The following is a 23,975-nucleotide window of genomic DNA, read 5'->3' as shown; positions in this document are numbered from 1 at the left end:
ATGGTCATTTGCTCGGGAATGCGACCTCCGTCTCGTTGCGCTGAAGTTTGAGCAAACGAGTACATATCGCGGGTTGCGTTCCGGCGCGGCTCGCGTTTTTCATTTGCATGATTGCAAATGAAAGTACGGCATGCCGCGTCAGGTATGCCGTTTTTGTGTAGGAGGACGAAACGTGTTTCAAGTATTAATGAAGTTGCGATGGTTTTTTTGGCAACAGCGTAAGCGCTATGCAATTGCCGTTGGTTTACTCTTATTTCTCAACTTTGTCGAGGTCGCTCCACCGGATATCGTGGGGCACGCCATTGACCTGATGAACCAGCGGGGAATGACGGTGGGTAGGTTGTGGAATCTCATCGGCGCCTTGGCGCTTGTCATCGTCATCAGTTATACGTGTGGCTTCACCTGGCAGTATCAGCTCTATGGCGGGGCTCGTGTGCTCGAATTGTCCCTGCGTAAGCGGCTCATGCGGCACTTTCTCAACATGACGCCGCGGTTCTTCGAACAAAATCGGACGGGTGACTTGATGGCGAGATCGACCAATGATTTGAACGCCGTCTCGCAGACTGCTGGATTCGGCATTTTGACGCTGATCGACTCGACAACCTATTCAGCCACCATCCTTGTCACCATGGGTTCTCTGGATGGATGGCGGTTGACGCTGCTCTCGCTCATTCCGATGCCGTTCATCGCCTTGGCAATGACCAAGTATGGGAAGGTCCTGCACGAGCGGTTCACACTGGCGCAAGACGCGTTTGGCGATATGAATGATCGCGTGCTGGAAACGATAGCCGGTATCCGCGTTGTCCGCGCCTACGCCCAGGAAGAGCACGAGGAGGAGCGGTTTGCCGCGACGATGGCGGACGTCTACCGCAAAAACATCGCGGTGGCACGCATTGACGCGTTGTTCGATCCGACCATCAGCATGCTTGTCGGCATCACCTATTTGATTGGCCTTGGCTATGGGACCTACCTCGTGTTTCAAAGTCAGCTTACAATTGGGCAACTGACGTCCTTTAACGTCTATCTTGGCATGCTGATCTGGCCCATGCTCGCCTTCGGACAGTTGATCAACATCATGCAGCGCGGGAACGCGTCCCTTGACAGGGTCAACGAAACACTGGCGTACGAACCGGATGTCGTCGATCCGCCGACAACCGTAGAGGTGGCGCGCCCAGAGGACATTCGGTTTGAACAACTCACCTTTCGTTATCCAACTTCGGATCGCGACAACTTGCAAGATATTGAGCTTGTGATTTGCCGGGGGGAAACTCTTGGCATTGTCGGGCGAACCGGTAGTGGCAAATCGACGTTGCTTCGTCAGCTGCTGCGCGAGTATCCGCCAGCGCGAGCTGGCGCCCTGACCATCAGTGGCGTGCGGATCGAACAGATTGCCATGGATGTCGTACACGGCTGGCTGGGGTACGTTCCGCAGAATCCGATGCTATTCTCGCGCAGCGTCCGCGACAACGTTCGCTTTGGCCGGCACGATGCGTCGGACGCCGAAGTGCTCGAAGCCCTGCGTCTCGCGGACTTTGTCAAAGACATTGCGCGACTGCCAAACGGCCTCGATACGTTGGTTGGAGAACGCGGGATTTCACTTTCCGGCGGCCAGAAACAGCGGATCGCCTTGGCGCGTGCTTTACTCATCGATCCCGAAATTCTCATTCTCGACGACGCCATGTCGGCCGTCGATGCTCGTACGGAGGCGCATATCATCGAGTCGATCCGCTCGGTTCGCCGAGGCAGGACGACGCTCATCGCAAGCCACCGCATGTCGGCCGTCGCGCATGCTGACTGGATTGTCGTCATGGACGATGGGCGGATCGCCGAAGAAGGCACGTTTGCCGATTTGATGGCGCAGGGTGGCTGGTACGCGAAACAGTACGAGCGCCAGCAGGCATACGGGGAAGATGCGCTGGAAGATCGCGACGCGATGATCTCGACGGAAGAACGGGGGTGATGGGCATGAACACAGAAAGGCAGGTAAACAAACGCCTTGTCGAGTATGCAGCGCATGCGAAAGGCGCCATTGCGCTCGCCATAGCCATGCTCGTTCTCGCCGTGTCGGCACAGTTGGCGGGCCCGTTTGTGGCAAAGGCCATCATTAATCGGCACATCATGGGGATTCAACAGGTTTGGTATCAGGTTGCACCGCACGCCTCGGGTGCCGTCGAGTGGGAAGGCAAGTGGTACGAGCGCGCGGATCGGTTGCCGCCACAGAGTCAACGAGTGAATCCGCATACGCTGGTGGCCTTGGGCACGCGTGCGTACTTTCTCGACGGGGTGGTGTCAAACGTCACACCAGTGAATCAAGGGGGACAGATTCGCGCACACGTTGGCGCTGCCACGAGAACGATTGCAGCCAAGCCGTTGACACGCCAGCAATTGTTTTCGTTTTATCGCCCGGAAATCCCAGGCGTCATTCGGCTCGCTTTGATCTACTTTGGTTTGCTTGCCGGAGCCGCCGTCTTTCTTTACGGGCAGCAGTACCTGTTGCAAGTTTCAGCAAACCGGATCTTGCAACGAATGCGCAAAGACGTGTTCCATCAAATTCACCGTTTGCCGATCCGCTATTTTGACAACTTGCCGGCGGGCAAGGTTGTTTCGCGCATTACGAACGATACGGAGGCCATACGCGACTTCTACGTGAACGTGCTTGCCAATGTCTTGTCCAGCATCGTGACCATGGTGGGGATTTACGTCGCACTGTTCATCCTGAATGTTTGGCTGGGTCTCATGGCAAGTATCTTGATTCCGATATTGATTTGCTGGATCTGGTTGTACCGGCGGGCGACGGTCGCCGTGAATGTCCGCATTCGAGCACTGCTGTCCGAGATCAACGCCATGCTGAACGAAACCATCCAGGGGATACCCATCATTCGCGCGTTTCATCGCGAGCGGCGGACACAGGCGGAGTTCGATGAGCTCAACCAAGCGTATTTCGATGGCCAAACGCGGCTGTTGCGCGTCAACTCGGCGACAGGCTTCAATCTCGCCGGTGTTTTTCGAAATTCGTTCTTCATAGCCATGATTGCCATCTTCGGCTGGCGTTCGATGCACCTTCAGACGCTTGTTTCATTCGGTGTCTTATACGCTTTTGTTGACTATCTAAACAGGTTGTTTCAACCCGTGACGCAGGTTGTCAATCAATTGGCCAATCTCGAACAGGCCCGAGCATCGGCCGTTCGCGTCTTTGAGTTGCTTGACGAACCGGGCGTTGACCCCGTGTTTGGCACGATCCCGCGCTTTCGCGGGGAGGTTGAGTTTGACCATGTGACGTTCTCGTACGACGGCGAGCACAACGTGTTACAGGACGTGTCATTTCGCGCGCAGCCGGGGCAGACGGTGGCCTTGGTCGGGCACACCGGGTCAGGAAAGAGTTCCATTATCAATCTGCTGTTCCGGTTTTACGATCCTCAGGGTGGACAGATTCGGATCGATGGAATCGACATTTGCACCATTGCGCCGCAGTTATTGCGCCAGCACCTAGGCATCGTCTTGCAGGATCCGTATCTCTTCACCGGTACTGTCGCGTGGAATGTCAGCCTTGGCGACGAGCGCGTCTCGCGCGCGAGGGTCGAACAGGCGTTGCGGGATGTCGGTGCTGACAGGTTGCTTGTACACCTGCCGAACGGCTGGGATGAGCCGGTGCTTGAAGGCGGCAGCACTTTGTCGGCAGGGGAGCGCCAACTGATATCATTCGCCCGTGCCTTGGCCTTTGATCCGGCCATCCTTGTGCTTGACGAGGCAACGGCAAGCATCGACAGCGAAACCGAACGGTTGATCCAGGAGGCACTCTCCGTGCTCAAGCGCGGGCGCACGACATTCATCATTGCGCACAGACTATCGACCATCCGCGAAGCGGATTTGATCTTGGTGCTGGATGGCGGCGAAATCGTCGAGCGCGGAACGCACGACGAGCTCATTCGAATGGGCGGCAGGTATCGCCAGATGTATGAGCTGCAGACAAAGATGGCGCCGGCAAGCGGCGCCTAGTGCAGCTCCAGTTAGAATTTGACGATCGCGCGGCCGCGCATATCGCCTTTCAGAATCCGCTCGAGCGTCTGTGGCAACTGATCGAGCGATATCTCCTCGACCATGCGCTCCAGCACCTGTTGCGGCTTGAGTTCACTTGCGATGCGCTCCCATAGTGGGGCGCGGATCGACATCGGGCAGAGTACAGAATCGATGCCAATCAAGGTGATGGCTCGGCGCAGGAACGGAAACACGCTCGTGCTGAAGTCGGGGCCGCCGGTGTAGCCACTGACGGTGACGCAGCCACCGTATTTCAAGGTATTGAGAATATAGGGCAGCCCTTTTCCTGCAACCGGATCGACGACGCCGGCGAACCGTGCGGGCAGGTTCGCAAACGAATCGCCTTCGTGCAGCACGAGTTCGTCTGGCGAAATGATCTCCTGTGCGCCCAGTTCGCGCAGAAACGCGTGTTCGCTCTGTTTGCGCGTGGATGCGATCACGTGGTAGCCCAATTTGCTGAACATGGCCACCGCGGTACTGCCGACACCACCAGTGGCGCCGGTCACGAGTACCGGTCCACTGTCTGGTCGCAAGCCATTCTCCTCCATACGCTGCAAGGAGAGTGCCGCGGTGAAACCAGCCGTGCCAAGGATCATGGCCTCGCGCAACGAGAGCCCCGTAGGCAGTGGCACCACCCAGGCAGCCGGCACACGTGCTATCTCGCTGTATCCGCCAAAGTGGCCAGTACCGAGATCGTAGCTGGTCACAATCACCGGATCGCCAGGGTGAAACCGACTGTCCAGTGATTCGATCACGTCTCCGGCGAGATCGATGCCTGGCACCATCGGATACCGAGTGACCAGTCGACTGTTGGGCAACGAGCAGATGCCGTCTTTATAGTTCACACTCGAATAACGAACGCGAATTGTGACTTCACCTGTGGGCAAAGCATCGACCGTCAGCGCGCGGATGCCAGACTCCCATCCAGCATCCGTTTGGTCGACGACAAACGCGCGAAACGTTTCCATCATTATTCCCCCGTTTCAATGGACACGAATGCCGATTTTATCCAAAAGGAAGGCGTAGATTTCTGCTTGCTCGCGAATGTGCCCAAGCCTCCCGGACGATCCAAAGTGGCCCGCTCCCATGTGCGTCTTCATGATGAGAATCCTGTCGTCAGTTTTCGTTGTCCGCAGCCTGGCCACCCATTTCGCGGGTTCCCAATAGGCAACACGCGGATCGTTGATACCGGTGGTGACGATGAGGTGTGGATACGGTTTCGGCTCAACGTTGTCATATGGGCTGTACGATTTCATGTAGGCGTAATACTCAGGATCCTCTGGGTTGCCCCATTCGTCCCATTCGAGCGTCGTCAGTGGAATTGTCGGATCAAGCATGGTCGTCACCACATCGACAAACGGGACGCCAGCCGAGAGTGCCGCAAATCGGTCACCGCCGAGGTTGGCGACGGCGCCCATCAGCAAGCCGCCTGCGCTGCGGCCATCGGCGGCGAGTTGGCTGCGCGTCGTGTAGCCGCGACGGATGAGATCGTCGGCGACGGCAATGAAGTCGGTAAACGTATTGCGCTTGTACAGCATTTTTCCGTTTTCATACCATTGGCGTCCCATTTCCGAGCCGCCGCGCACGTGTCCGATCGCGTAGACGACGCCGAGATCGAGCATCGGCAGAAGCTGTGGCATGAAGGCTGGATCGAGATTGTGGCCATAGGAGCCGTAGCCGTAGAGCAAAAGTGGCGCAGGGCCGCCTTGCAGCACATCACGTTTGTAGACAATCGATACCGGCACCTGTACGCCATCTTCGGCCGTCGCCCAGATCCGCTCTTGGCGATACAGGTCTGGATCGAATGGGCCGCTGATGGGGGCGGTTTGCAGGACTGAGAGTTGGCCGGTTAGAGGATGAAGCGCGTAAGTGGTTCGCGGCGTTAAGAACGACTCGTATATCAAAAGCACTTCGTTCGTGTCGTAGCGGCGATTTTCGCTCACGTGCACCGAGTATAACGGCTCGGGCCAGGCAAGGCGTTGCAAGCTTCCATCGCGATACGTCCAAACCTGAGTCAGGCCGCCTTGCCGGCCTTCGAGTACAAGCGCCTCGCGGAAGGGGTGAACCGCCAGCAGATAGCGACTATCGTCGTACGGAAACAATTCGCGCATCGCCGTGGAATTGAGCGGTGCAATCGGGTGCTCAAATAGGCTGAAATTGAATCGGTTGCGATTGGTTAGGACAAGCAGGCGGTCATTCCAGTGTTCCAGGCTGTATTCCACGTCGGTTTCGCGCGCGGCGAACACGATCCATGGATCAAGCGGGCGATCCGCCGGGGCGTACCGTACTTCCGTGGTCGTTTTGGTGGACGAGGTCAAGAATAAATACCGCCCACTTTGGGATTTGGCCAGGCTGAGGGTGTACGTAACATCCGTTTCTTCATAGAGCAGGGCATCGTTGGCTGGATCGTCACCAAGCTGGTGGCGCCAGAGTCGGTACGGTCGCTGACTTTCGTCGACGGTGGTATAGAATAAGAAGGAACCCGTTGCGTCCCACTCGACGCTGTCCCCAATGAACACGTTCTCGATGCGATCCGGCAACAGTTCTCCGGTCGTGAGATTCTTGACAAACAGCGTGTAACGGTCGGATCCGTCTCGATTTTCCAAGTATGCAAGCTTCGTTTCATCGGGGCTGACGCGCTGCTCCGTGACGCTTAAATATCCTTCTCCAGCCAATTCATTCAAATCGAGGATGATTTCTTCGTTGGCAGCGGCGAGTTGTGCCCTGTCCGCGGCTCGTTTGCGAGCGTGGACAGGGTATTGCAAGGACTTTTCCATACGTGTGTAGTAAAAGTAAGCATCGCCCTGCACGGGTACTTTTTGTTCACTTTCCGGAATGCGGGCAACCATCTCGGCATACAGGTGATCCGTGATTTGCGATAGTTTGTCAACGTGTGAACGGTAGTATTCGTTTTCAGCTTCCAGGTACGCAATCACGTCTGGGTCGGATTTATCGCGCAGCCAATAGTAATCGTCGGGCCGCGTGTCGCCGTGCAGCGTATGAGGATGAGGGATTTGTTTTGCCTTAGGGGCTTCCATCATGAGTGCCTCCTCGCACTTTCAACAAAATATGTATCATTCTTTTGTATCATAGCACGCGGTATGATCGTTTTCCTTCAGCGAGAGAAGTCGTTTGGCGGATGTATACGCGAAAATGGGGGTGAGTCACGATGCGACATCTATTTTCATATTTGCGCCCGTATCGAGTTGCAATCACTTGCATCGTGTCCTTTATCTTTATCCAGTGCCTGGGCAACTTGTATCTTCCAACTTTAATGTCGGACATTGTGGACTATGGTGTGCTAAAGGGTAATCTTCATTACATTGTCGTAACAGGTTTGTTCATGCTCGGCGTATCCATCGCGTCCGTGTGTTTTTCGATCGCGGCCAGCTTTTTGTCTTCCCGTACGGCTTCAAGTTTTGGGAAAGTATTGCGTCGTGAGGTCTTTTCCCATGCCCAAACCTTTTCTCTGCGTGAATTTGACGAGTTTGGCACATCATCCTTGATCACGCGCACAACCAACGACATCACCCAAGTTCAGCAGCTTGTCAACATGATGCTCAGGATGATGATTATGGCGCCGCTCAACTGCATTGGTGGCATTTTGATGGCCGTCTACACGGATGCCAGGTTGTCGCTGATCCTCGTCGTCATGGTGCCCGTTTTGGCCACCATAATCGCGCTTGTCTTCTCGCGGGCGACCAAACTGTTTCGAAGCATGCAGGCCAAAATCGACACGCTCAACCGCGTTTTGCGAGAAAGTTTAACCGGAATTCGGGTTATTCGCTCCTTTAACCGCGTCTCCTATGAACAGGAGCGGTTCGATGCGGCAAACTTTGATCTGACGAATACGACGACGCGCGTGCAAAAAATCATGGCCGTCATGTCTCCAGCGTTAATGTTGGTCATCAATTTGTCGGTGATTGCGGTGATCTGGTTTGGCGGTTTGCGCGTCGAGCATGGCACCATGCAGATCGGATCGCTCATTGCCTTCATTCAGTACGTCACCCAATTGCTCTTTGCCATCATGATGGTCTCCATGATGTTCTTTATGATCCCGCGTGCATCTGCCTCAGCCAACCGCATTTGGGCGGTGTTACAAACGAAGCCAGATATCGTTGATCCCGTAGCAGAGGACATAAAACCATCAAGCGCAGAACCTCTACAGGTCGAATTTCGAGACGTCACGTTCAGCTATCCAGGTGCCGAAACGCCAGCATTGTCGCACATTTCGTTTACGGCTAAGCCTGGCCAAGTGACCGCCATCATCGGCGGCACGGGGGCAGGCAAGTCGACGCTGGTCAATTTGATCCCGCGTTTCTACGACGTCGACGAAGGCACCGTACTCGTCGGCGGCATGGATGTCAGGTTGCAAACGCAGTCCGAGCTGCGCGCAAAAATTGGTTACGTGCCGCAAAAAGCTGTGTTGTTCAGCGGCACCATCGCCGATAACATTCGCGCCGGGCGGCAGCATGCGAGCGATGAAGAAGTCAAACGTGCTGCCCAGGTGGCTCAAGCCATCGAATTTATCGAAGAAATGCCGGAAGGGTTTGCGTCGTTGATTGAGCAAGGAGGCCGCAATGTATCCGGAGGGCAGAAACAGCGTCTATCCATCGCACGCGCGCTTGCCAAGCGGGCTCCCATTTACATTTTTGACGATAGCTTTTCGGCGCTCGATTTTCGCACCGACGCTCGCCTTCGGGCAGCGTTGCGCGACGAAGTGCGAGACGCGGCTGTCATCATCGTGGCGCAACGGGTGAGCACGGTTCGCGATGCTCATCAGATTGTCGTTCTTGACGAAGGCCGTATCGCGGGAGTGGGTACACACGACGAACTGATGGGGTCGTGCCAAGTCTATCGCGAAATTGTTGCGTCGCAAATGGCCGAGGGGGAGAGCGCATGAGTGAACGAGAACCCAGAGACATGCGGATCATGCGCCCACCGATGCCGATGGGCAGAGGCGGTATGCGCCCTGGTATGCCTGTGCAAAAACCGAAGGATTTCAAAGGTACGTTGCGCCGCTTATCACGCTATTTTAAGCCACATCTGTGGCGGCTTGCCGTCGTTCTCTTGATGACCATTCTCAGTACACTGTTTAGTATTTTGAGCCCAGATGTCATGAAAAATGCGACGGACGATCTCGTCGCTGGCATTCGCCATCGCTTGCATGGAATCCCGGGTTCTGGTTTTGATGTATCTGGCATCGTTCACGTCATCCTCGAGTTGGCCGTGCTGTATGTACTAAGTGCGTTGTTTAGCTATGTCCAACAGTTCGTGATGGCCGGAGTTGCGCAAAAGACGGTCTATGCATTGCGCAATGAGGTCCATGCGAAGATGGCGCGACTGCCCTTGGCCTTTTTCGACTCGCGGCCGACCGGTGAAATTATGAGTCGATTCGTCAACGATTTCGACAACATCGGCAACACGCTTCAACAGACGCTGACGCAATTGATCAGTTCGATCGTAACGTTTCTCGGCGTGATTGTGATGATGTTCGCCATCAGCCCATGGATGTCCGTAGTCGTCTTTTTGACATTGCCTTTATCTTTCTATGTGACGCGGACGATTGCCAAACGTTCGCAACGGTACTTTGTTGGGCAGCAGCGTTCACTTGGGCAACTCAATGGCCACATCGAGGAGATGTACACAGGGCATCAAATCGTCAAAGCATTCGGTCTTGAGGACAGGGCAATGAGCCAGTTCGTCGAATATAACGAAAAGCTGTTCGAGTCCGGCTGGAAGGCACAATTTATCTCCGGGATGATTTTCCCACTCATGAATTTCATCGGGAATATCGGTTACGTTCTGGTCAGCGTGATCGGCGGATTCCTCGTAACACGGGGAGCCATTGGCATTGGCGATATTCAGGCGTTCATCATGTACGCGCGGCAATTCTCACAGCCCATCACGCAACTCTCCAGCATATCAAACATCATCCAGTCGACCGTGGCGTCCGCCGAGCGCATTTTTGAACTGCTTGACGAACCCGAGGAAGCGCCGGAACCAGAAGATCCGGTATTGATCTCGAACCCGGCGGGAGACGTGCAGTTTGAGGATGTGCGATTTGCCTATCAACCAGACAAGCAACCATTGATGGAGCACCTGAATCTTGATGTCAAGGCAGGACAGATGGTTGCCGTCGTGGGGCCGACTGGCGCAGGGAAGACGACACTGGTCAATCTGTTAATGCGTTTCTACGATGTCGATGGTGGTGCCATCCGCATCGATGGCGTCGATATCACACGAATGCGTAGAGGTCATTTGCGCAGCATGTTTGGTATGGTGCTTCAGGACACCTGGTTGTTTCATGGCACGATTCGCGACAATATTGCGTATGGGCGCGCTGGGGCGACTGAAGCCGAGATCGTGGCCGCAGCAACGGCGGCGCGCGCGGACCATTTCATCCGCACGTTGCCTGACGGGTATGATACCGTGCTCAACGAGGAAGCGTCCAATATTTCGCAAGGGCAAAAGCAGCTTTTGACCATTGCGCGGGCCATTTTGGCTGATCCAGCCATGTTAATCCTGGACGAAGCGACGAGCAGTGTCGACACGCGTACCGAAATTCTCATTCAGGAAGCCATGTCGCGACTCATGGAGGGTCGAACAAGTTTTGTCATCGCACATCGCCTGTCGACCATTCGCAACGCTGATCTGATTTTGGTGATGAATCACGGCAGCGTGATCGAACAGGGCACGCATGAAGAATTGTTGGCACGCCGCGGCTTTTATGCCGAACTGTACTATAGTCAATTTGCTGGAGCACCAGCGTAAAGAAGAAAGTTTGTCCAGAAGGTACCGCTGTACGGAGAGGATAGCGCCGACTCGACGAGGGGGACAATGATTCGACACCTTCAAGAGGGAGGCGCATATCTGATGAGGGCGAAGCTCGGTTGGGCAAGTGCCTGTGTCGCAGTTTCTCTGGCGGTCTTGACAGGGTGCGGCACACCGGCAAACACCGCCAATCAAGCAGCCAATACGGCTGCGGGTTTTGTCGCGGGTACGGGGAACGCCGTTGGGCGCGGCTTGGCGGACGTCGGTAACGCCGCTGGTCGCGGGGCAGCCGCAATTGGTAACGCCGCTGGCCGCGGTGTAGCCGACGTCGGCAACGCCATCGGCGGCGCGTTGGATCCGCGTATGGCACCGGGTGCTCGCTCGGCATCTCCAGATGCCGGCGTTGTGGCCAGGGTTCCATATGGAACGATCCGGCATCAGGTTCAAGTTGATGCTGCATCCAAAACGGTGAATGTTCTGCTGAACGCCGCAGCACCGGCGCAGGTAAACGCCACACGCTCCAATTTGACAGCCAGCGATGGCCGCGCCGTGACTGCGCCAACATCAGAGCGCGCGTTCACAGACGGTCGTGGTGTAACGGCACCGACTTCTCCCAATGCCTTCACCGATGGCCGCGGTGTAACGGCACCTGGAGCGTACACAGGTGGCGCTGCCCCAGCTAGCGGCGGTTGGTTACAGGTTTCCATTCCAACTGGGTGGAATGTCGTCATCACCGGCAACCAGGCGAATCATGTGCAGTTTCGATCCGCTGCCGACCTGAATCGTGTGGCGGTCAATCCGCAGCCTGGACAGACCACCACACAGGTGCGCTACCATTTGGCTGCACCCGGTCAGTTCCATCTCGTCACGACGGATGCAAACGGACGTGTTGCCCAAGTCCTCGATACGGTGATTGTGTCGAAGACGATTCAACATCCAGTCTTTATGGTGCGCTGAGTCAGCGCAACCGCGCGCACATCATGCCAAAGTACGTCGGCCGCTCATAGGACAGCAACTGCGGCCGACGTTCGTTTGGCGGTACGGCACCCGCGAGAATGAGTGCTTGCCAGATGCCGTCAGGTTTTGCATGTTCGATGGTCTCCTCCGAAATTTGCATCAGTTCTTCCAAATCCCCACGTGACACACAAGCCACCGCCGCCTCATCCAGCACAGCCGCATCGGCATGCCAGCCGTACGGTCCCCTGTGGTCATGGGTATGTGACCAATCGCAGCTCGCAATGATGGCGATACGTCGGCCCATAGAAGCCGCGGTTTGGGCAATCTGTTCGCCGAGTTGAATGTGCTCATGATACGGGCGCGATCGCGCCGAATTGATGACGACGATCGGGATGTCGGGCATAAACGATAAAGGGATGAGCGAGCCCCAATCGAGCGGAAGTGTGGAAAATACGCCTGCCTGGGTCGCGAAGTTGATGACGGCGACAGGAATCCCGGCGGCTCTGCCAGCTTCGCCTATGGCCTTTGCAAACCTTTGATCGACCGCGCGGCGCATGTGTACGCGGCGTCCCAGATCTGGGCGCGATTCACCCACCATCTGGGCAACCGTCAATTCTGACAAACCCCCCTCCATATACGAGCTCGCGGCAACGGTAAATTGATGTTCCGCCCGCAGGCCGTGCGGTGTGATGACAAGGATTACGTCGGCTTCTACAGTCCGCATTTCCATTCCGAGTTGCTCCAAACTTTCGCGCGTCCTGGCCATAAGATTAGGAGCGTCGCCGGCCAACTCTCTGAGAATGGGCAACCCATGTGGTGTGATACACGCAAAGACCACTGACGATGATGCCATGTCTATCGCCTCCTGACGCAACTGTACGCCAATTGGTTGCTATGGCCAAGGGACCAGCAAATCGATTCTATTGGCTTATCGAAGATAAGCGACTACAATGACGTTGAGCGTTGAAGGTCAGGGGAGATGAGCATGGCGAAGAGCCGAGAGCAAGCGTTTAATGAAATTGTGCGGCGCGTGCGCAAAGAGTGTTTTGGCAAGGGACCGGAGCGCATTCACACCGTGTTTGTCGACAACATGGCCATCTCGATACTACAAGGAAATTTAACGCCTACTGAGAAGTTCATCAGCCGCACGCCTGAAGGCGCCGAAATCGTCAGGTCGGCGCGCACGAATATGATCCAGGCATTGTACGCAAAGAAAGTTCCGGAGGGCATGGAGGAACTGGTGGGCTCAAAGATGCTGTATTTGTTTTCCGATTTCAAAGTTGCAGAGGACATGGGGGTTTCCGTCTTTATTTTTGAAAGGCCGATTGGGCAAGGTGTACAGTCGTGCCCAAATGAAGCAGAAGATGCGTAAGTATCGCTTGCCTCTATCACGTCTATTCAAACATTTATCTTGAATTCGCTTTCATGCGTGGGTTGTGCTATTATATGTTATGTGGCGAGCGCATTCATGTGAGTGTGCGCGCTACAAGATGCTCAATGCTTGTATGGTAGGCCTGTAGGAACTGCAGGCAAACACATCGGCACAAGTTGACTGCTCTAGCAGGAGATTTGTGCCTTTTTTGTGTTGTTTGGCTTTGATGGAATGCCGTCATGATTTTTCATTTTCCGGACGAATTGAAGCATCCTATGGCTGTCCATGCGCGATTGAGCATTGAAGAAAACGAAGAAAGGTGGAATTGCAATGAGCAATTTTTTGAGTCCGGCGGAAATCGCCCAAACGGCTGCATCCATCGGCCACGACAAGGCGAAACAATCATGGTGGAAACTGTTGATTCTTGGCTTTCTGGCAGGGGCGTTCATCGCGCTCGGATTCTTGGTGGACATTCGCGTGACTGCGAGCCTGCCGGACAACCTGGCATCCATCAAGAGTCTGCTCGGCGGCGCCGTATTCCCTGTCGGCCTGATGCTGGTCGTCATTGCGGGTGCAGAGCTTTTGACAGGCAACATGATGACACTGCCTCTGGCACTGCATGCCAAGAAAATTGGCTTTAGCGGACTGGTTTACAACTGGTTCTGGGTACTGATTGGCAACCTCATTGGCTCGCTGTTCGTCGCCGGGGTTTTCGGCATTGGCGTGCACTTACTCACGGAAGATCCGTTTAAAACCACAGTCATAGCACTGGCCACCGCAAAGGCGAAATTGCCGTTTGGTCCGACCATCTTGTCCGCCATCGGGTGTAACTGGCTGGTCTGTCTTGCCGTATGGATGGCCTATGGCGCGAAGGACATTGGCGGTAAGATTCTCGCCATCTGGTTTCCCATCATGACCTTTGTCGCGATCGGCTTTCAACACGTGGTTGCGAATATGTTTGTGTTGCCGGCAGGTTTGTGGGTCGGGGCTCCCATCTCGTGGGGCCAAATCATCGTCGAGTGGATTGGCGCATTTATTGGAAATGCCATTGGCGGTTGGCTGTTTACGGCGACGGCATACTTCTTGGTGTATATGCGGAAAGCCGGAGATACCACGACGGGCTGACCAGCCCATCGAGCTTCTTGGTCGCAACCGCGCCAGGGAACACTTTGGCGCGGTTTCTTGTTCTTTCCTCGATGAGTCACCACGCTGTTCGCGATTGAAACAAGGAGGTCATAGCCGTGAAGGAAGAGCTCGTTCACGTCGTCATTGACGATCGGGATCACTGGGTACCGTCTGAGGCTTCTGTTTTAGACGTCATCCTCGATACCGGGATGGATCATCCACACGTGTGTTATCATCCTGCACTTGGCCCCATTGAAACGTGTGATACCTGTATTGCGCAGGTGGATGGTCAGTTGGTTCGGGCCTGTGCCACGCGCGTTCAACCCGAGATGGAGATTCGAACCAAGTCGGTGGCTGCTCGTCATGCGCGCAAAGAAGCAATGGATCGCGTGTTAAAGAACCATGACTTGTATTGCACGGTTTGCGACAACAACAACGGGAATTGCACCCTGCACAACACCGTCATGGACATGGGCATTGACCATCAGGCGTATCCTTTTACGCCAAAGCCCTATGAAGTCGACATGAGCAACCCGTTCTATCGCTATGATCCAAACCAGTGCATTTTGTGTGGCCGCTGTGTTGAGGCTTGTCAGAACCTGCAGGTGAGCGAAGTCCTCTCGATTGACTGGAATCGAGCGCAACCCCGTGTCATTTGGGACGATGATGTCCCCATCAACGAATCGTCCTGTGTTTCGTGCGGCCACTGTGTGACCGTCTGCCCATGCAATGCATTGATGGAAAAGTCGATGCTCGGCGAGGCAGGCTACCTGACCGGGATCGAAACGGGTACTTTGAGCAAAATGATCGATATTACCAAGCAGGTCGAACCTGGTTACTCGTCGATTTTCGCGATTTCGGAAATCGAAGCGGAGCTGCGGGAAGCCCGTATCCGCAAAACCAAGACAGTTTGTACCTACTGTGGCGTGGGTTGTTCCTTTGACGTATGGACAAAGGGCCGCGACATCCTCAAGGTCGAGCCGCAAATGCAAGCCCCAGCGAACCAAATTTCCACGTGTGTCAAAGGCAAGTTTGGCTGGGATTTTGTCAACAGCGACGAGCGTATCGTCGAGCCGCTCGTCCGCCGTGGCGATGCCTTTTATCCTGTAACCTTGGACGAGGCGCTGGACGTGATTGAGCGACGGATCAAAGAGATCCAAGCCCGGGACGGTCACGACGCTGTCGCGTTTATCGCTTCATCCAAGTCGACCAACGAGGAAAATTACTTGATGCAAAAGCTGGCGCGTTCCGTGATGTTCACCAACAACATCGATAACTGTTCGCGCTATTGTCAATCCCCAGCCACTGAAGCCTTGCGCAGGACGATGGGGCTCGGCGGCGATACCGGATCCATCCGGGACCTGGAACTGGCCGATCTCGTCATCATTGTCGGTGCCAATCCAGCCGAAGCGCACCCGGTACTATCGACGCGCCTGCGCCGTGCCCAGAAGAAGCGGGGGCAAAAGCTGATCGTCGCTGATGTGCGCCGCAACATCATGGCGGAACGCGCCAATCTATTCTTGCAACCGCGCCAGGGTACGGATCTCGTATGGTTGTCTGCCGTCACGAAGTACATCATCGATCAGGGGAAGCACGATGAACGTTTCCTGCGCGATCGCGTGAATGGCTTTCAGGAGTATGCGCAATCGCTTGAAAAGTTTACGATCGCGTATGCAAGTGAAGTTTGTGGTGTAAGGGAGGAAGAACTGGTTCGCATCGCCGAGATGATCATGGCGTCCGAGCGGGTTTGTGTCTGTTGGGCGATGGGCGTGACACAACATGTGGGTGGATCCGATACGAGCACGGCCATTTGCAACTTGCTCTTGGTAACTGGCAATGTTGCGCGGCCTGGCACAGGCGCGTATCCCCTGCGCGGGCACAACAATGTACAAGGCGCTGGCGATATGGGATGCGCACCGACATTTTTGCCTGGTTATGAATCGGTGGCCAATGAGGAAATTCGGCGCAAGTATGAGCAGGCGTGGCAAACGCCCTTGCCGATCACGCCTGGCCTCAACAATCACCAGATGGTCGACGCCATTCACGAGGGTAAGCTCAAGGCCCTGTATCTTGTCGGTGAAGATATGGCAGTCGTCGATTCCAATGCAAACTATGTCCAGGAGGCTTTCACAAAACTTGACTTCTTTGTTGTACAGGACGTGTTCTTCAGTAAGACGGCCCAGTTTGCGGATGTCATTTTACCTGCGTGCCCAAGTTTAGAAAAGGAAGGAACGTTCACGAACACGGAGCGCAGGATCCAGCGCCTGTATCGCGTTCTCGAACCGCTCGGCCAAGCCAAGCCGGACTGGGAATTGATTCAGCTTATCGCGAATCGATTCGGTGCCAATTGGAGCTATACGTCGCCGCAGGAAATCTTCGAGGAGGCTTGTGGCCTCACCGAGCTGTTCAAAGGCGCTACGTATGATCGGCTCGAAGGCTATCAAAGTTTGCAGTGGCCGGTCGCAGCGGACGGCACGGACACGCCGCTGTTGTACCTCGATGGTTTCGCATTTCCAGACAAAAAAGCACGATTGTATCCGGTTGCTTGGACACCGCCGATCGCAGTTGCTGAAGAATACGATCTCGAATTGAACAACGGCCGCCTGCTTGAGCATTTTCATGAAGGCAACATGACCAGCCGCGTGCCTGGAATTGATGCGAAAGTACCAGAAACATACGTCGAGATATCGCCCGCCTTGGCTGCGGATCGCAAGATCAGCGACGGCGCACTTGTCCGCCTCATCTCGCCTTACGGACGTGTCAAAGTGCGCGTGGTTGTGACGGATCGCGTCGCAGGCAACCACATCTATCTTCCGCTGTTGTCGCGCCGCGATGAGGAAACGGTGAACCTGCTGACGTCAAGCGATCACGACACGGTGACGTACACTCCGGCTTACAAGGAGATGCGTGTGCGCATGGAGGTTATTGAGGAAAGCGGGGAATCGCCGATGAAGACGGGGAACTTCCGCTTAGGCAAACCGAATCCACAGCCAGGCGTCAATGTCGAACTGAAGTGGGCGCGTTCGGACTATACACCGCTTGTGACTAATCGCCTGTAATCCGGGCAGAAAGGACGATGGTACAGATGGGCGAGCCGATTACGTCTATACAACGCACGCAGCCGGACCCGCTACAGTCACGAGCAGCTTCACTCGAGCGCGTCGCTGCGCACCTGGCTGCTGACGAAGAAGGCGTGATCGCGGGATTGCGATTGCTTGGGGCATTAGAGGAGAAAGGTCTGCTTCCGCTTCTCACCGCTCTGGTAGAGCGAGGTGACCGCGTGTTGGCGCGCGGGGTCGACGTGCTGCACACGTCCAGTGGAATTTCGGCTTTACAAACGGCGGTCACTTTGTTGCAATGGGTGGGCAAGCTCGATTCGAACAGCGTTTCTACGTTGTTCACCGCGTTGGATGCGGGTGTCAAGCGAGCCGGACTGAAAAGCGAGGAAGTCAACCGTCGTGCGCAGGGCAATTCACGCCCGATCGGGATTTACGACATCCTGGCCAAACTACAGGATCCAAGTGTGAATACCGCCATTGGTTACCTGTTCGAATTTTTGGCCGGTATGGGTGAAGCGCTGCGCGAAGCCGGGTTGCCAAAATAAGAAGTGGGCATAGGGATGGTGGATCGGACGTTGTGGATGGACATCGATTGCGGCGAGCGGGTGGATCTCGGCGAAGGGCTTAGGCTGACACGAGTGCTGGCCCCTAGCGATTGCGATGTGCCACCGTTCGATCCGCTCTTGCTCATTGACGATATCGACATGAATGGGCATGGCTTTCCTTCGCATTTGCACAGTGGGTTTGAGAAACTGACGCTGACCGTTGACGGACGCGTTCGCCATACGGATGAATCCGGGCACGACGACATATTAAATCCCGGAGACGTGCACTATCTGTTCGCGGGAGCAGGGTTTGTTCACGCAGAACTGCCAGTCTTGCGATGTCGTGTTATCCAAATATGGTTCAATATACCTGATGTTGTTCGGAGTGACCGTGGATTTGCCAAAATCTATCGACGACAGGCATGTACGGCGCACGAGACAGATTGGGGAAGTTTTGTGCAACTTGCTGGCGATTCGTCGTCGATTTCGCTCGCTTGCGCGGCGTCGGTATCCGTTTACAGGATAAAACCTTGTGCAGAAGCCAAGCCGATCTTGCAGGGCGTGGGCCTGGCTTACCTGTTGCACGGGGGATTGTCGACACCGAAAGGATATGCCCAAGCCGGACAGTGCCTCGCCGTTCGCGCGATGCATCGGCCATTTGTACATTTCAAGGCTCGCGATGAGGGATGTACATTGCTGTGGATAGTAGGTAATCCGCTCCAGGAGCGCGTCTCGATGCTCGGCGGGCATGTTGTAAAGGCAACCTAGTTTCCCAGCTACACGCGAATTTCGTGACGAAGCGTCATGGCTGTCGAAGGGTCTGGCCATTTCTCGGGAAATGTCGATAAAGGCGGAAGGCTTTTGTGCATCCAAATGGCGGCCTGCGAGCCATCGCCCATCGCAATGGAAACCTGCTCCGAATGCGCAACTACGTCTCCTGCGGCCCACACGAAAGGCACGGAAGTTGCTTTCGTTCTCGCATCGACCAATATGTGTTTATTATGGTGCAAAGATACACCTATCTGCTGAGCCAGCTCGCTGTGTACGGTGTTGTGCCCGAAGGCGACGAAGGCTCGCTCAACCTCCAAGCTCGATCCGTCTGTGAATTCGATGGCGTGCAGTTGCCCGCCGTTCTCGTGGATGCGTTTCGCTTGTGCTTGCAATCGCTTAATACCGTGCTGCTGTAGGGCGTGGGACAAATCGGTCGGAAGCGGCGTCGCGCCGTGATCGATATACACAAGCTGAGGCTGCCAATAGGTGAGGGCCAAGGCCATTTGCGCACCAGCCTTACCTTGGCCGAGGACGACAGTCTTCTGACCGCGCACCTCGTACCCATCACAGTCTGGGCATACGTACACAGATATGCCAAGGCACGCGGAGAGTCCCGGAATGTCAGGCAAATTGTCAAGGATGCCTGTGGCAAGCAGAAGTCGGAGACCCGAAAGATTCTTGCCTGTACGCGTGTGCACCTCGAACGAATGTTCATGGTTCAAGATGGTCTCCACCCAGTCTTCCACCCATGTCACACCATACGCTTCGGATTGCTGTCTACCGCGCGCTCGAAGGGTCGCGCCACTGACGCCTTCGGGCCAGCCAAGCAGGTTATGATAAGCCCGACAAAGTGTGCTTCGGCCGTAGCCACCGTCGATTACGGCGACTTGCCGGCAGTAGCGGCCGAGTTGGATGGCCGCTTGCGTGCCAGCAATGCCCCCGCCCACAATGATGCAATCGTATTTCACCTGCTAGGCACCTCCATACGCGCGTGTGTACTCTTACATCGAGATATGCTCCGCGCGCATACTGTGCCCAAGCGTGGGCCCTGTTAGACCTCCTTCATCACATTTCAATTTCAATCCACTGCTTGTGTTTCTTCAAGAGCGCAATGGGACCACCCAGATGCATCAAGTACTTCATCTTCGATCCGTCCTTTAAGACGAGTGCGGCGGTGCCTGTCGCGTGGTGGTGACCAACCTCGGCCACGCCATACGTAGGCCCCAGTGACGCGACCATGCCGTGATCGTGATACACAAATTCGCGCATGGTATCGCTGTGCCAGAGTTGCACGAGGTTTTCCGCAGCATGTTTTCCCATTTGCTCGGCGACTTGACCAGTAGGCGGGAGGACATCGTCGTCACTTGTCGTGAAGTGGGCGCTGTCGCCAATAGCGAAGACGTCTGGATGCCCTTTGACTTGCAAATACGTGTTGACTTCAACGCGGTTGCGGCTATCGACAGGAAGCCCCGATTCGCGCAATAAAGACGGAGCCTCGACGCCACCGGTCCAAATGAACGTGTGTGCGTGCAGGCTCTTGCCGCTTGCCAAAAGAATCTCAGCTTCGTTGGCACCGGTGACGCGTTCGCCCAGGAGCAGTTTGACGCCCCGTTCCTGCAGTTTATGCATGGCCACTTGCCGCAGATCGCGATGCACGTTCGGCAATATTTCGTCATGCCCGTGAACGAGGGTCAATTCGAAGTCATCCGCAGATAGTTGGTGTTGACGCAGCAACTTCGGTGCGAAATCCGCCAATTCGCCCATGAGCTCGACGCCGGTTAAACCGCCGCCGGCGACGACGATCTTGAGGTCTTTTGGTTCTCCTGTGCGCGCGTAGCGTGCAAACGAGTATTCAATGTGTTCGCGGATGGCCTTCGCGGTCGCCAAGGAGTCAAGGACAAAGGCGTGCTGTGCGAGACCGGGGATGCCAAACGTGGCTGTTTGACTGCCCAGGGCAATGACGAGTTTGTCGTACTCGTAGCAGCCGGCTTCTGTCCAAACTGTCTTCGTGCGGATATCGAGTTCTCGCACGGTATCTTTGACCATGACGCTCGTTTTGCGGTGCAGGATATCGCGAAGGTCGATCGCGTACGTTTGGGCGTCATGACGCCCGCCTGCTGCCTCGTGCAACAATGTTTTGAAGTAGTGATAGCTATGTTTGTTGATGAGGGTGAACGGGATATGGTGTTTCTCTAGGTGGATGGCCGCGGCGAGACCGCCGTAACCCGCTCCTAAGATCACGATTTTCGGCTGCAAAGCTCTCGCTCCTCTCTGCCCTCATCATATACGAAAGATGATGTGGTGCGGAGATATCGACGAGATTGAAAACGGGTTGGAAGGTATGCCAAAAAGGCCACACCCCAGTGGGTGTGGCCTGGTTGAGGTACGCCGTTCATCAATATGCGCCAGCGCCATAGGGCACGAGCAGAATGAACAACACGAAGATGATGAGAAACACGACAGCCCAGCGAGTGTAACCTCCAAATACGCCGTACATATCAGCACCCCCTCGTCGTTCGATGGTCCATTGTACGCAGGAGCCTCGATTGCCGGGTGGACGAATGTCCCGGGCAGCGTTGCCACGAGCGGTGTTGAGGGAGAGAACACGAAGCGGCTTACACAACAAAGGCCCGGTGTTCCCGGGCCAAGAACGCATCCAAATCAATATGTATCAGGATCTGGACCGAAGCGGTGATTCTGATTCAACCCGCGAATTTTGTCCATGTCTTCAGGGGTCAATGCAAAGTCAAAAATGTCGGCGTTTTGAACGATGCGATCCCGATGGACAGACTTCGGGATGGTCACGACTTCCTCTTGCAAATCCCAGCGGAGCACGATCTGCGCCGGCGTCTTACCATATTTCTGCGCGAGTTCCTGCAACACCGGTAGATCAAGTTTGCCGCGCATGATTGGGCTCCAGGCTTCCAATTGAATCTGGTGCTCGCGGCAAAATGCGTGCAGCGGCTGTTGGGTCAATAGTGGATGGTATTCGACCTGGTTGACCGTCGGTTTCACGTTGCAGTCGGCAAGAATGTCTTCAAGGTGCCGGATTTGGAAATTGCTGACGCCGATGGCTCGCGCCCGGCCCTGCTCATAAATCGTCTCCAGGGCGCGCCAAGTATCCTTGTACTTTCCGGAGATCGGCCAGTGGATTAAATAAAGATCGACATAGTCCATGCCAAGCCGCTTGAGGCTGGCATCAAACGCGCGCAGGGTCGAGTCGTAACCTTGATCGTCGTTCCAAACCTTTGTGGTGACGAAGATGGAGGCGCGATCGATCCCGGATTCGCGGATGGCCTTGCCGACGCTTTCTTCGTTGGCGTACAAGGTTGCGGTATCGATATGGCGGTATCCGGCTTCCAGTGCGTAGCGAATGGCGTTTTCTACCTCTTCGCCAGCTTGTGCTTTGTACACGCCTAGGCCAAACCAAGGCATCTGTACTCCATTGTTTAACGTCACCGTATCCGCGAGGTGTTTTGCGGTCATGACAGCATCCTCCTTTGTCTGAATCCACCAATGAAGATTATAGACCAAGTTGCGGCAAGGTTTCATGGACTTCATAACATATGCGGCAACTCCAAGTCCAACCGCGAGCGCGGATGTCAACTAGCTGGTTGTGCTTCAGGCTGGACATTTTGCGAAATTCCGTTCATAGTTTAACTGAGTTCTGAATTGTTAGACGACATATGGGGGATGAGCGCATGGCATACGTCTATCTGCTGGATACCACATTGCGCGATGGCACCCAAGGAGAAGGCGTCAGCTTGACAGTGGCAGATAAGCTAAGAATCGCGCAAAAGCTGGACGATCTCGGCGTCGCCTACATCGAAGGCGGTTTTCCTGGTGCAAATCCGAAAGATCAGGACTTCTTCCGGACCGCAAATGACCGCTTGCAATTAAAACACGCCAAATTGACTGCTTTCGGTTCAACCAGACGGCCCTCGATCAAGGCTGAGGACGACGCGGGGCTGCAGACTTTGCTTGCGGCCAATACACCGGCTGTCGCCATCGTCGGCAAGGCTTGGGACTTCCATGTCACGGAAGCCTTGCGCATTGATCTTCTGCAGAACCTAGACATGATTCGCGATACGGTGCGCTATATCAAGCAACATGGGCGCGAGGTCATCTTCGACGCAGAGCACTTTTTTGACGGCTTCAAACATAACCGGGCGTACGCCCTGGCCACATTGCGTGTAGCGGAGGAAGCAGGGGTCGATTGGGTGGCGCTATGCGACACCAACGGCGGTAGTTTACCCGATGAAATTCGCGAGATCGTCGCTGCCGTGGTGAGCGAAGTTCGCGTGCAAGTGGGCATTCATGCGCACAATGACGGAGAACTGGCCGTGGCGAATACACTTGCCGCCGTCCAGGCTGGGGCGCGCATGGTGCACGGGACCATCAATGGGATAGGGGAGCGCTGTGGCAACGCGAATTTGGCTTCCATCATCCCGAACCTCGAGCTGAAGCTTGGCTACTCATGCTTGCCCAGTCGCCAGCATCTGCGTCAATTGACTTCGACCGCGCGTTTTGTGGGTGAGGTGGCGAACCTCGTCTCGCATAGTTATCAGCCGTTTGTTGGGCACAGCGCGTTTGCCCATAAAGGGGGCATACACGCCAGTGCGATTGCCCGGAATTCTGAAACTTACGAACATATACAACCGGAACTTGTAGGGAATGAACGGCGCGTATTGGTTTCCGAATTGTCCGGACTATCGAATGTCCAAAGCCAGGCGGAGGCGTTTGGCATTTCGGTCGCCGGGCGATCCGACGATTTGCGCATTCTGCTTGAGAAAATCAAGGAACTCGAATACCTTGGCTATCAATTTGAGGGGGCCGAGGCGTCGCAGGAACTCTTGTTCAGGCGCACCCTCGGCGAATTGCAACAGCCTTTTGAGGTGTTCTCGGTTCGTGTCGATACGGATGTGCAAAGCGAGGCGCCCGTCACTTCCCAGGCCATTGTAAAGCTTGGCGTCGGGGACAAAATGGTGCATACGGTATGTGAAGGCAATGGCCCGGTCAACGCCTTGGATGCGGTCTTGCGCAAAGCGCTGGCTTCACACAGGCCGGAAATCGCACACATGCATTTGACCGATTACAAGGTGCGCGTGCTTGATGAAAAAGACGCGACGGCGGCAAAAGTACGCGTGCTCATCGAGTCGACGGACGGTCAACGCGTATGGCGCACCATTGGCGTTTCGGAGAACGTTGTGGAGGCGAGTTGGGAGGCCCTTGTCGACAGCATGAACTATTACTTGGCCATCGTTGTACCGCAGCGTGAATGGGTACGCTCAACTTGAATTTACCTGCTCGGGGCGTCACAATCAGGTGGACGAACCG

17 protein-coding genes are annotated in these 23,975 nt (G+C 55.3%); 11 read left to right on the top strand and 6 right to left on the bottom strand.

Annotated features, from left to right (window positions below):
* Window positions 1-172 precede the first annotated feature (172 nt).
* Together C7445_RS06130 and C7445_RS06125 are read left to right on the top strand one after the other, a co-directional pair.
* A complete protein-coding gene (locus C7445_RS06130; RefSeq protein ID WP_134159159.1) occupies window positions 173-1,960 on the top strand; it encodes an ABC transporter ATP-binding protein in 1,788 nt (595 codons plus the stop codon).
* A gap of 5 nt (window positions 1,961-1,965) precedes the next feature.
* Window positions 1,966-3,996 (top strand): ABC transporter ATP-binding protein, encoded by a 2,031-nt coding sequence (locus tag C7445_RS06125; protein ID WP_243834991.1) that lies wholly within the window; start codon window positions 1,966-1,968, stop codon window positions 3,994-3,996.
* Between the two features lie 11 nt (window positions 3,997-4,007).
* On the opposite strand, the gene C7445_RS06120 is transcribed toward C7445_RS06125, so the two are convergent.
* Both C7445_RS06120 and C7445_RS06115 read right to left on the bottom strand, forming a co-directional pair.
* Window positions 4,008-5,003, bottom strand: a complete 996-nt coding sequence (locus C7445_RS06120) for an acrylyl-CoA reductase family protein (RefSeq protein WP_134159157.1) — start codon at window positions 5,001-5,003, stop codon at window positions 4,008-4,010.
* A 15-nt stretch (window positions 5,004-5,018) separates the two neighbouring features.
* Window positions 5,019-7,073 carry a S9 family peptidase gene (locus tag C7445_RS06115; RefSeq protein WP_134159156.1) on the bottom strand — a complete coding sequence of 685 codons (2,055 nt, stop codon included), beginning with the start codon at window positions 7,071-7,073 and terminating at the stop codon, window positions 5,019-5,021.
* A 131-nt stretch (window positions 7,074-7,204) separates the two neighbouring features.
* Here C7445_RS06115 and C7445_RS06110 point away from each other — a divergent pair, with 131 nt between their 5' ends.
* From C7445_RS06110 to C7445_RS06100, 3 genes are all read left to right on the top strand, one after another.
* Window positions 7,205-8,938 (top strand): ABC transporter ATP-binding protein, encoded by a 1,734-nt coding sequence (locus C7445_RS06110; protein WP_134159154.1) that lies wholly within the window; start codon window positions 7,205-7,207, stop codon window positions 8,936-8,938.
* Window positions 8,935-10,809 carry an ABC transporter ATP-binding protein gene (locus tag C7445_RS06105; RefSeq protein ID WP_424922987.1) on the top strand — a complete coding sequence of 625 codons (1,875 nt, stop codon included), beginning with the start codon at window positions 8,935-8,937 and terminating at the stop codon, window positions 10,807-10,809. Before C7445_RS06110 ends, C7445_RS06105 begins: the two co-directional genes overlap by 4 nt.
* 102 nt (window positions 10,810-10,911) lie before the next feature.
* Entirely contained in the window at window positions 10,912-11,766 is an 855-nt protein-coding gene (locus C7445_RS06100) for a hypothetical protein (protein WP_134159153.1), read from the top strand.
* 1 nt (window position 11,767) lies between these two features.
* Here the strand turns inward: C7445_RS06100 and amrB are convergent, their stop codons facing one another.
* Window positions 11,768-12,619, bottom strand: a complete 852-nt coding sequence (gene amrB / locus C7445_RS06095; protein ID WP_134159152.1) for an AmmeMemoRadiSam system protein B — start codon at window positions 12,617-12,619, stop codon at window positions 11,768-11,770.
* A gap of 132 nt (window positions 12,620-12,751) precedes the next feature.
* Between amrB and C7445_RS06090 the strand changes: the two genes are divergently transcribed.
* The 5 genes from C7445_RS06090 to C7445_RS06070 all read left to right on the top strand — a co-directional run bounded on the left by C7445_RS06090 (window position 12,752) and on the right by C7445_RS06070 (window position 18,635).
* Window positions 12,752-13,138: a Na-translocating system protein MpsC family protein gene (locus tag C7445_RS06090; protein WP_134159151.1), complete on the top strand. Its 387-nt coding sequence runs from the start codon at window positions 12,752-12,754 to the stop codon at window positions 13,136-13,138.
* 330 nt (window positions 13,139-13,468) lie between these two features.
* Window positions 13,469-14,263: a formate/nitrite transporter family protein gene (locus tag C7445_RS06085; RefSeq protein WP_134159150.1), complete on the top strand. Its 795-nt coding sequence runs from the start codon at window positions 13,469-13,471 to the stop codon at window positions 14,261-14,263.
* 116 nt (window positions 14,264-14,379) lie between these two features.
* Window positions 14,380-17,322, top strand: a complete 2,943-nt coding sequence (fdhF, locus tag C7445_RS06080; protein ID WP_279586207.1) for a formate dehydrogenase subunit alpha — start codon at window positions 14,380-14,382, stop codon at window positions 17,320-17,322.
* A gap of 26 nt (window positions 17,323-17,348) precedes the next feature.
* On the top strand, window positions 17,349-17,867 hold the full coding sequence (locus tag C7445_RS06075; protein ID WP_166669020.1) for a helical membrane plugin domain-containing protein: 519 nt from the start codon (window positions 17,349-17,351) through the stop codon (window positions 17,865-17,867).
* Window positions 17,868-17,882: 15 nt separating this feature from the next.
* Complete coding sequence (locus C7445_RS06070) at window positions 17,883-18,635, top strand: pirin family protein (protein WP_134159148.1); 753 nt, start codon at window positions 17,883-17,885, stop codon at window positions 18,633-18,635.
* An 8-nt stretch (window positions 18,636-18,643) separates the two neighbouring features.
* Here the strand turns inward: C7445_RS06070 and C7445_RS06065 are convergent, their stop codons facing one another.
* From C7445_RS06065 to C7445_RS06055, 3 genes are all read right to left on the bottom strand, one after another.
* Window positions 18,644-19,606: an NAD(P)/FAD-dependent oxidoreductase gene (locus tag C7445_RS06065; protein WP_134159147.1), complete on the bottom strand. Its 963-nt coding sequence runs from the start codon at window positions 19,604-19,606 to the stop codon at window positions 18,644-18,646.
* A gap of 97 nt (window positions 19,607-19,703) precedes the next feature.
* The gene (locus C7445_RS06060; RefSeq protein WP_134159146.1) at window positions 19,704-20,894 is read right to left on the bottom strand and encodes an NAD(P)/FAD-dependent oxidoreductase; all 1,191 of its coding nucleotides are present in this window, start codon (window positions 20,892-20,894) and stop codon (window positions 19,704-19,706) included.
* Window positions 20,895-21,299: 405 nt separating this feature from the next.
* Window positions 21,300-22,124, bottom strand: a complete 825-nt coding sequence (locus C7445_RS06055; RefSeq protein WP_134159145.1) for an aldo/keto reductase — start codon at window positions 22,122-22,124, stop codon at window positions 21,300-21,302.
* Between the two features lie 215 nt (window positions 22,125-22,339).
* On the opposite strand from C7445_RS06055, the gene cimA reads away from it, so the two are divergent.
* Window positions 22,340-23,935, top strand: coding sequence for a citramalate synthase (gene cimA / locus C7445_RS06050; RefSeq protein WP_166669019.1), 1,596 nt, complete (start codon window positions 22,340-22,342; stop codon window positions 23,933-23,935).
* Window positions 23,936-23,975 lie beyond the last annotated feature (40 nt).

The sequence above is a fragment of the Alicyclobacillus sacchari genome, from assembly GCF_004366795.1.
GTDB lineage: Bacteria > Bacillota > Bacilli > Alicyclobacillales > Alicyclobacillaceae > Alicyclobacillus > Alicyclobacillus sacchari.
This window is presented reverse-complemented; position numbering and strand designations above follow the sequence as displayed.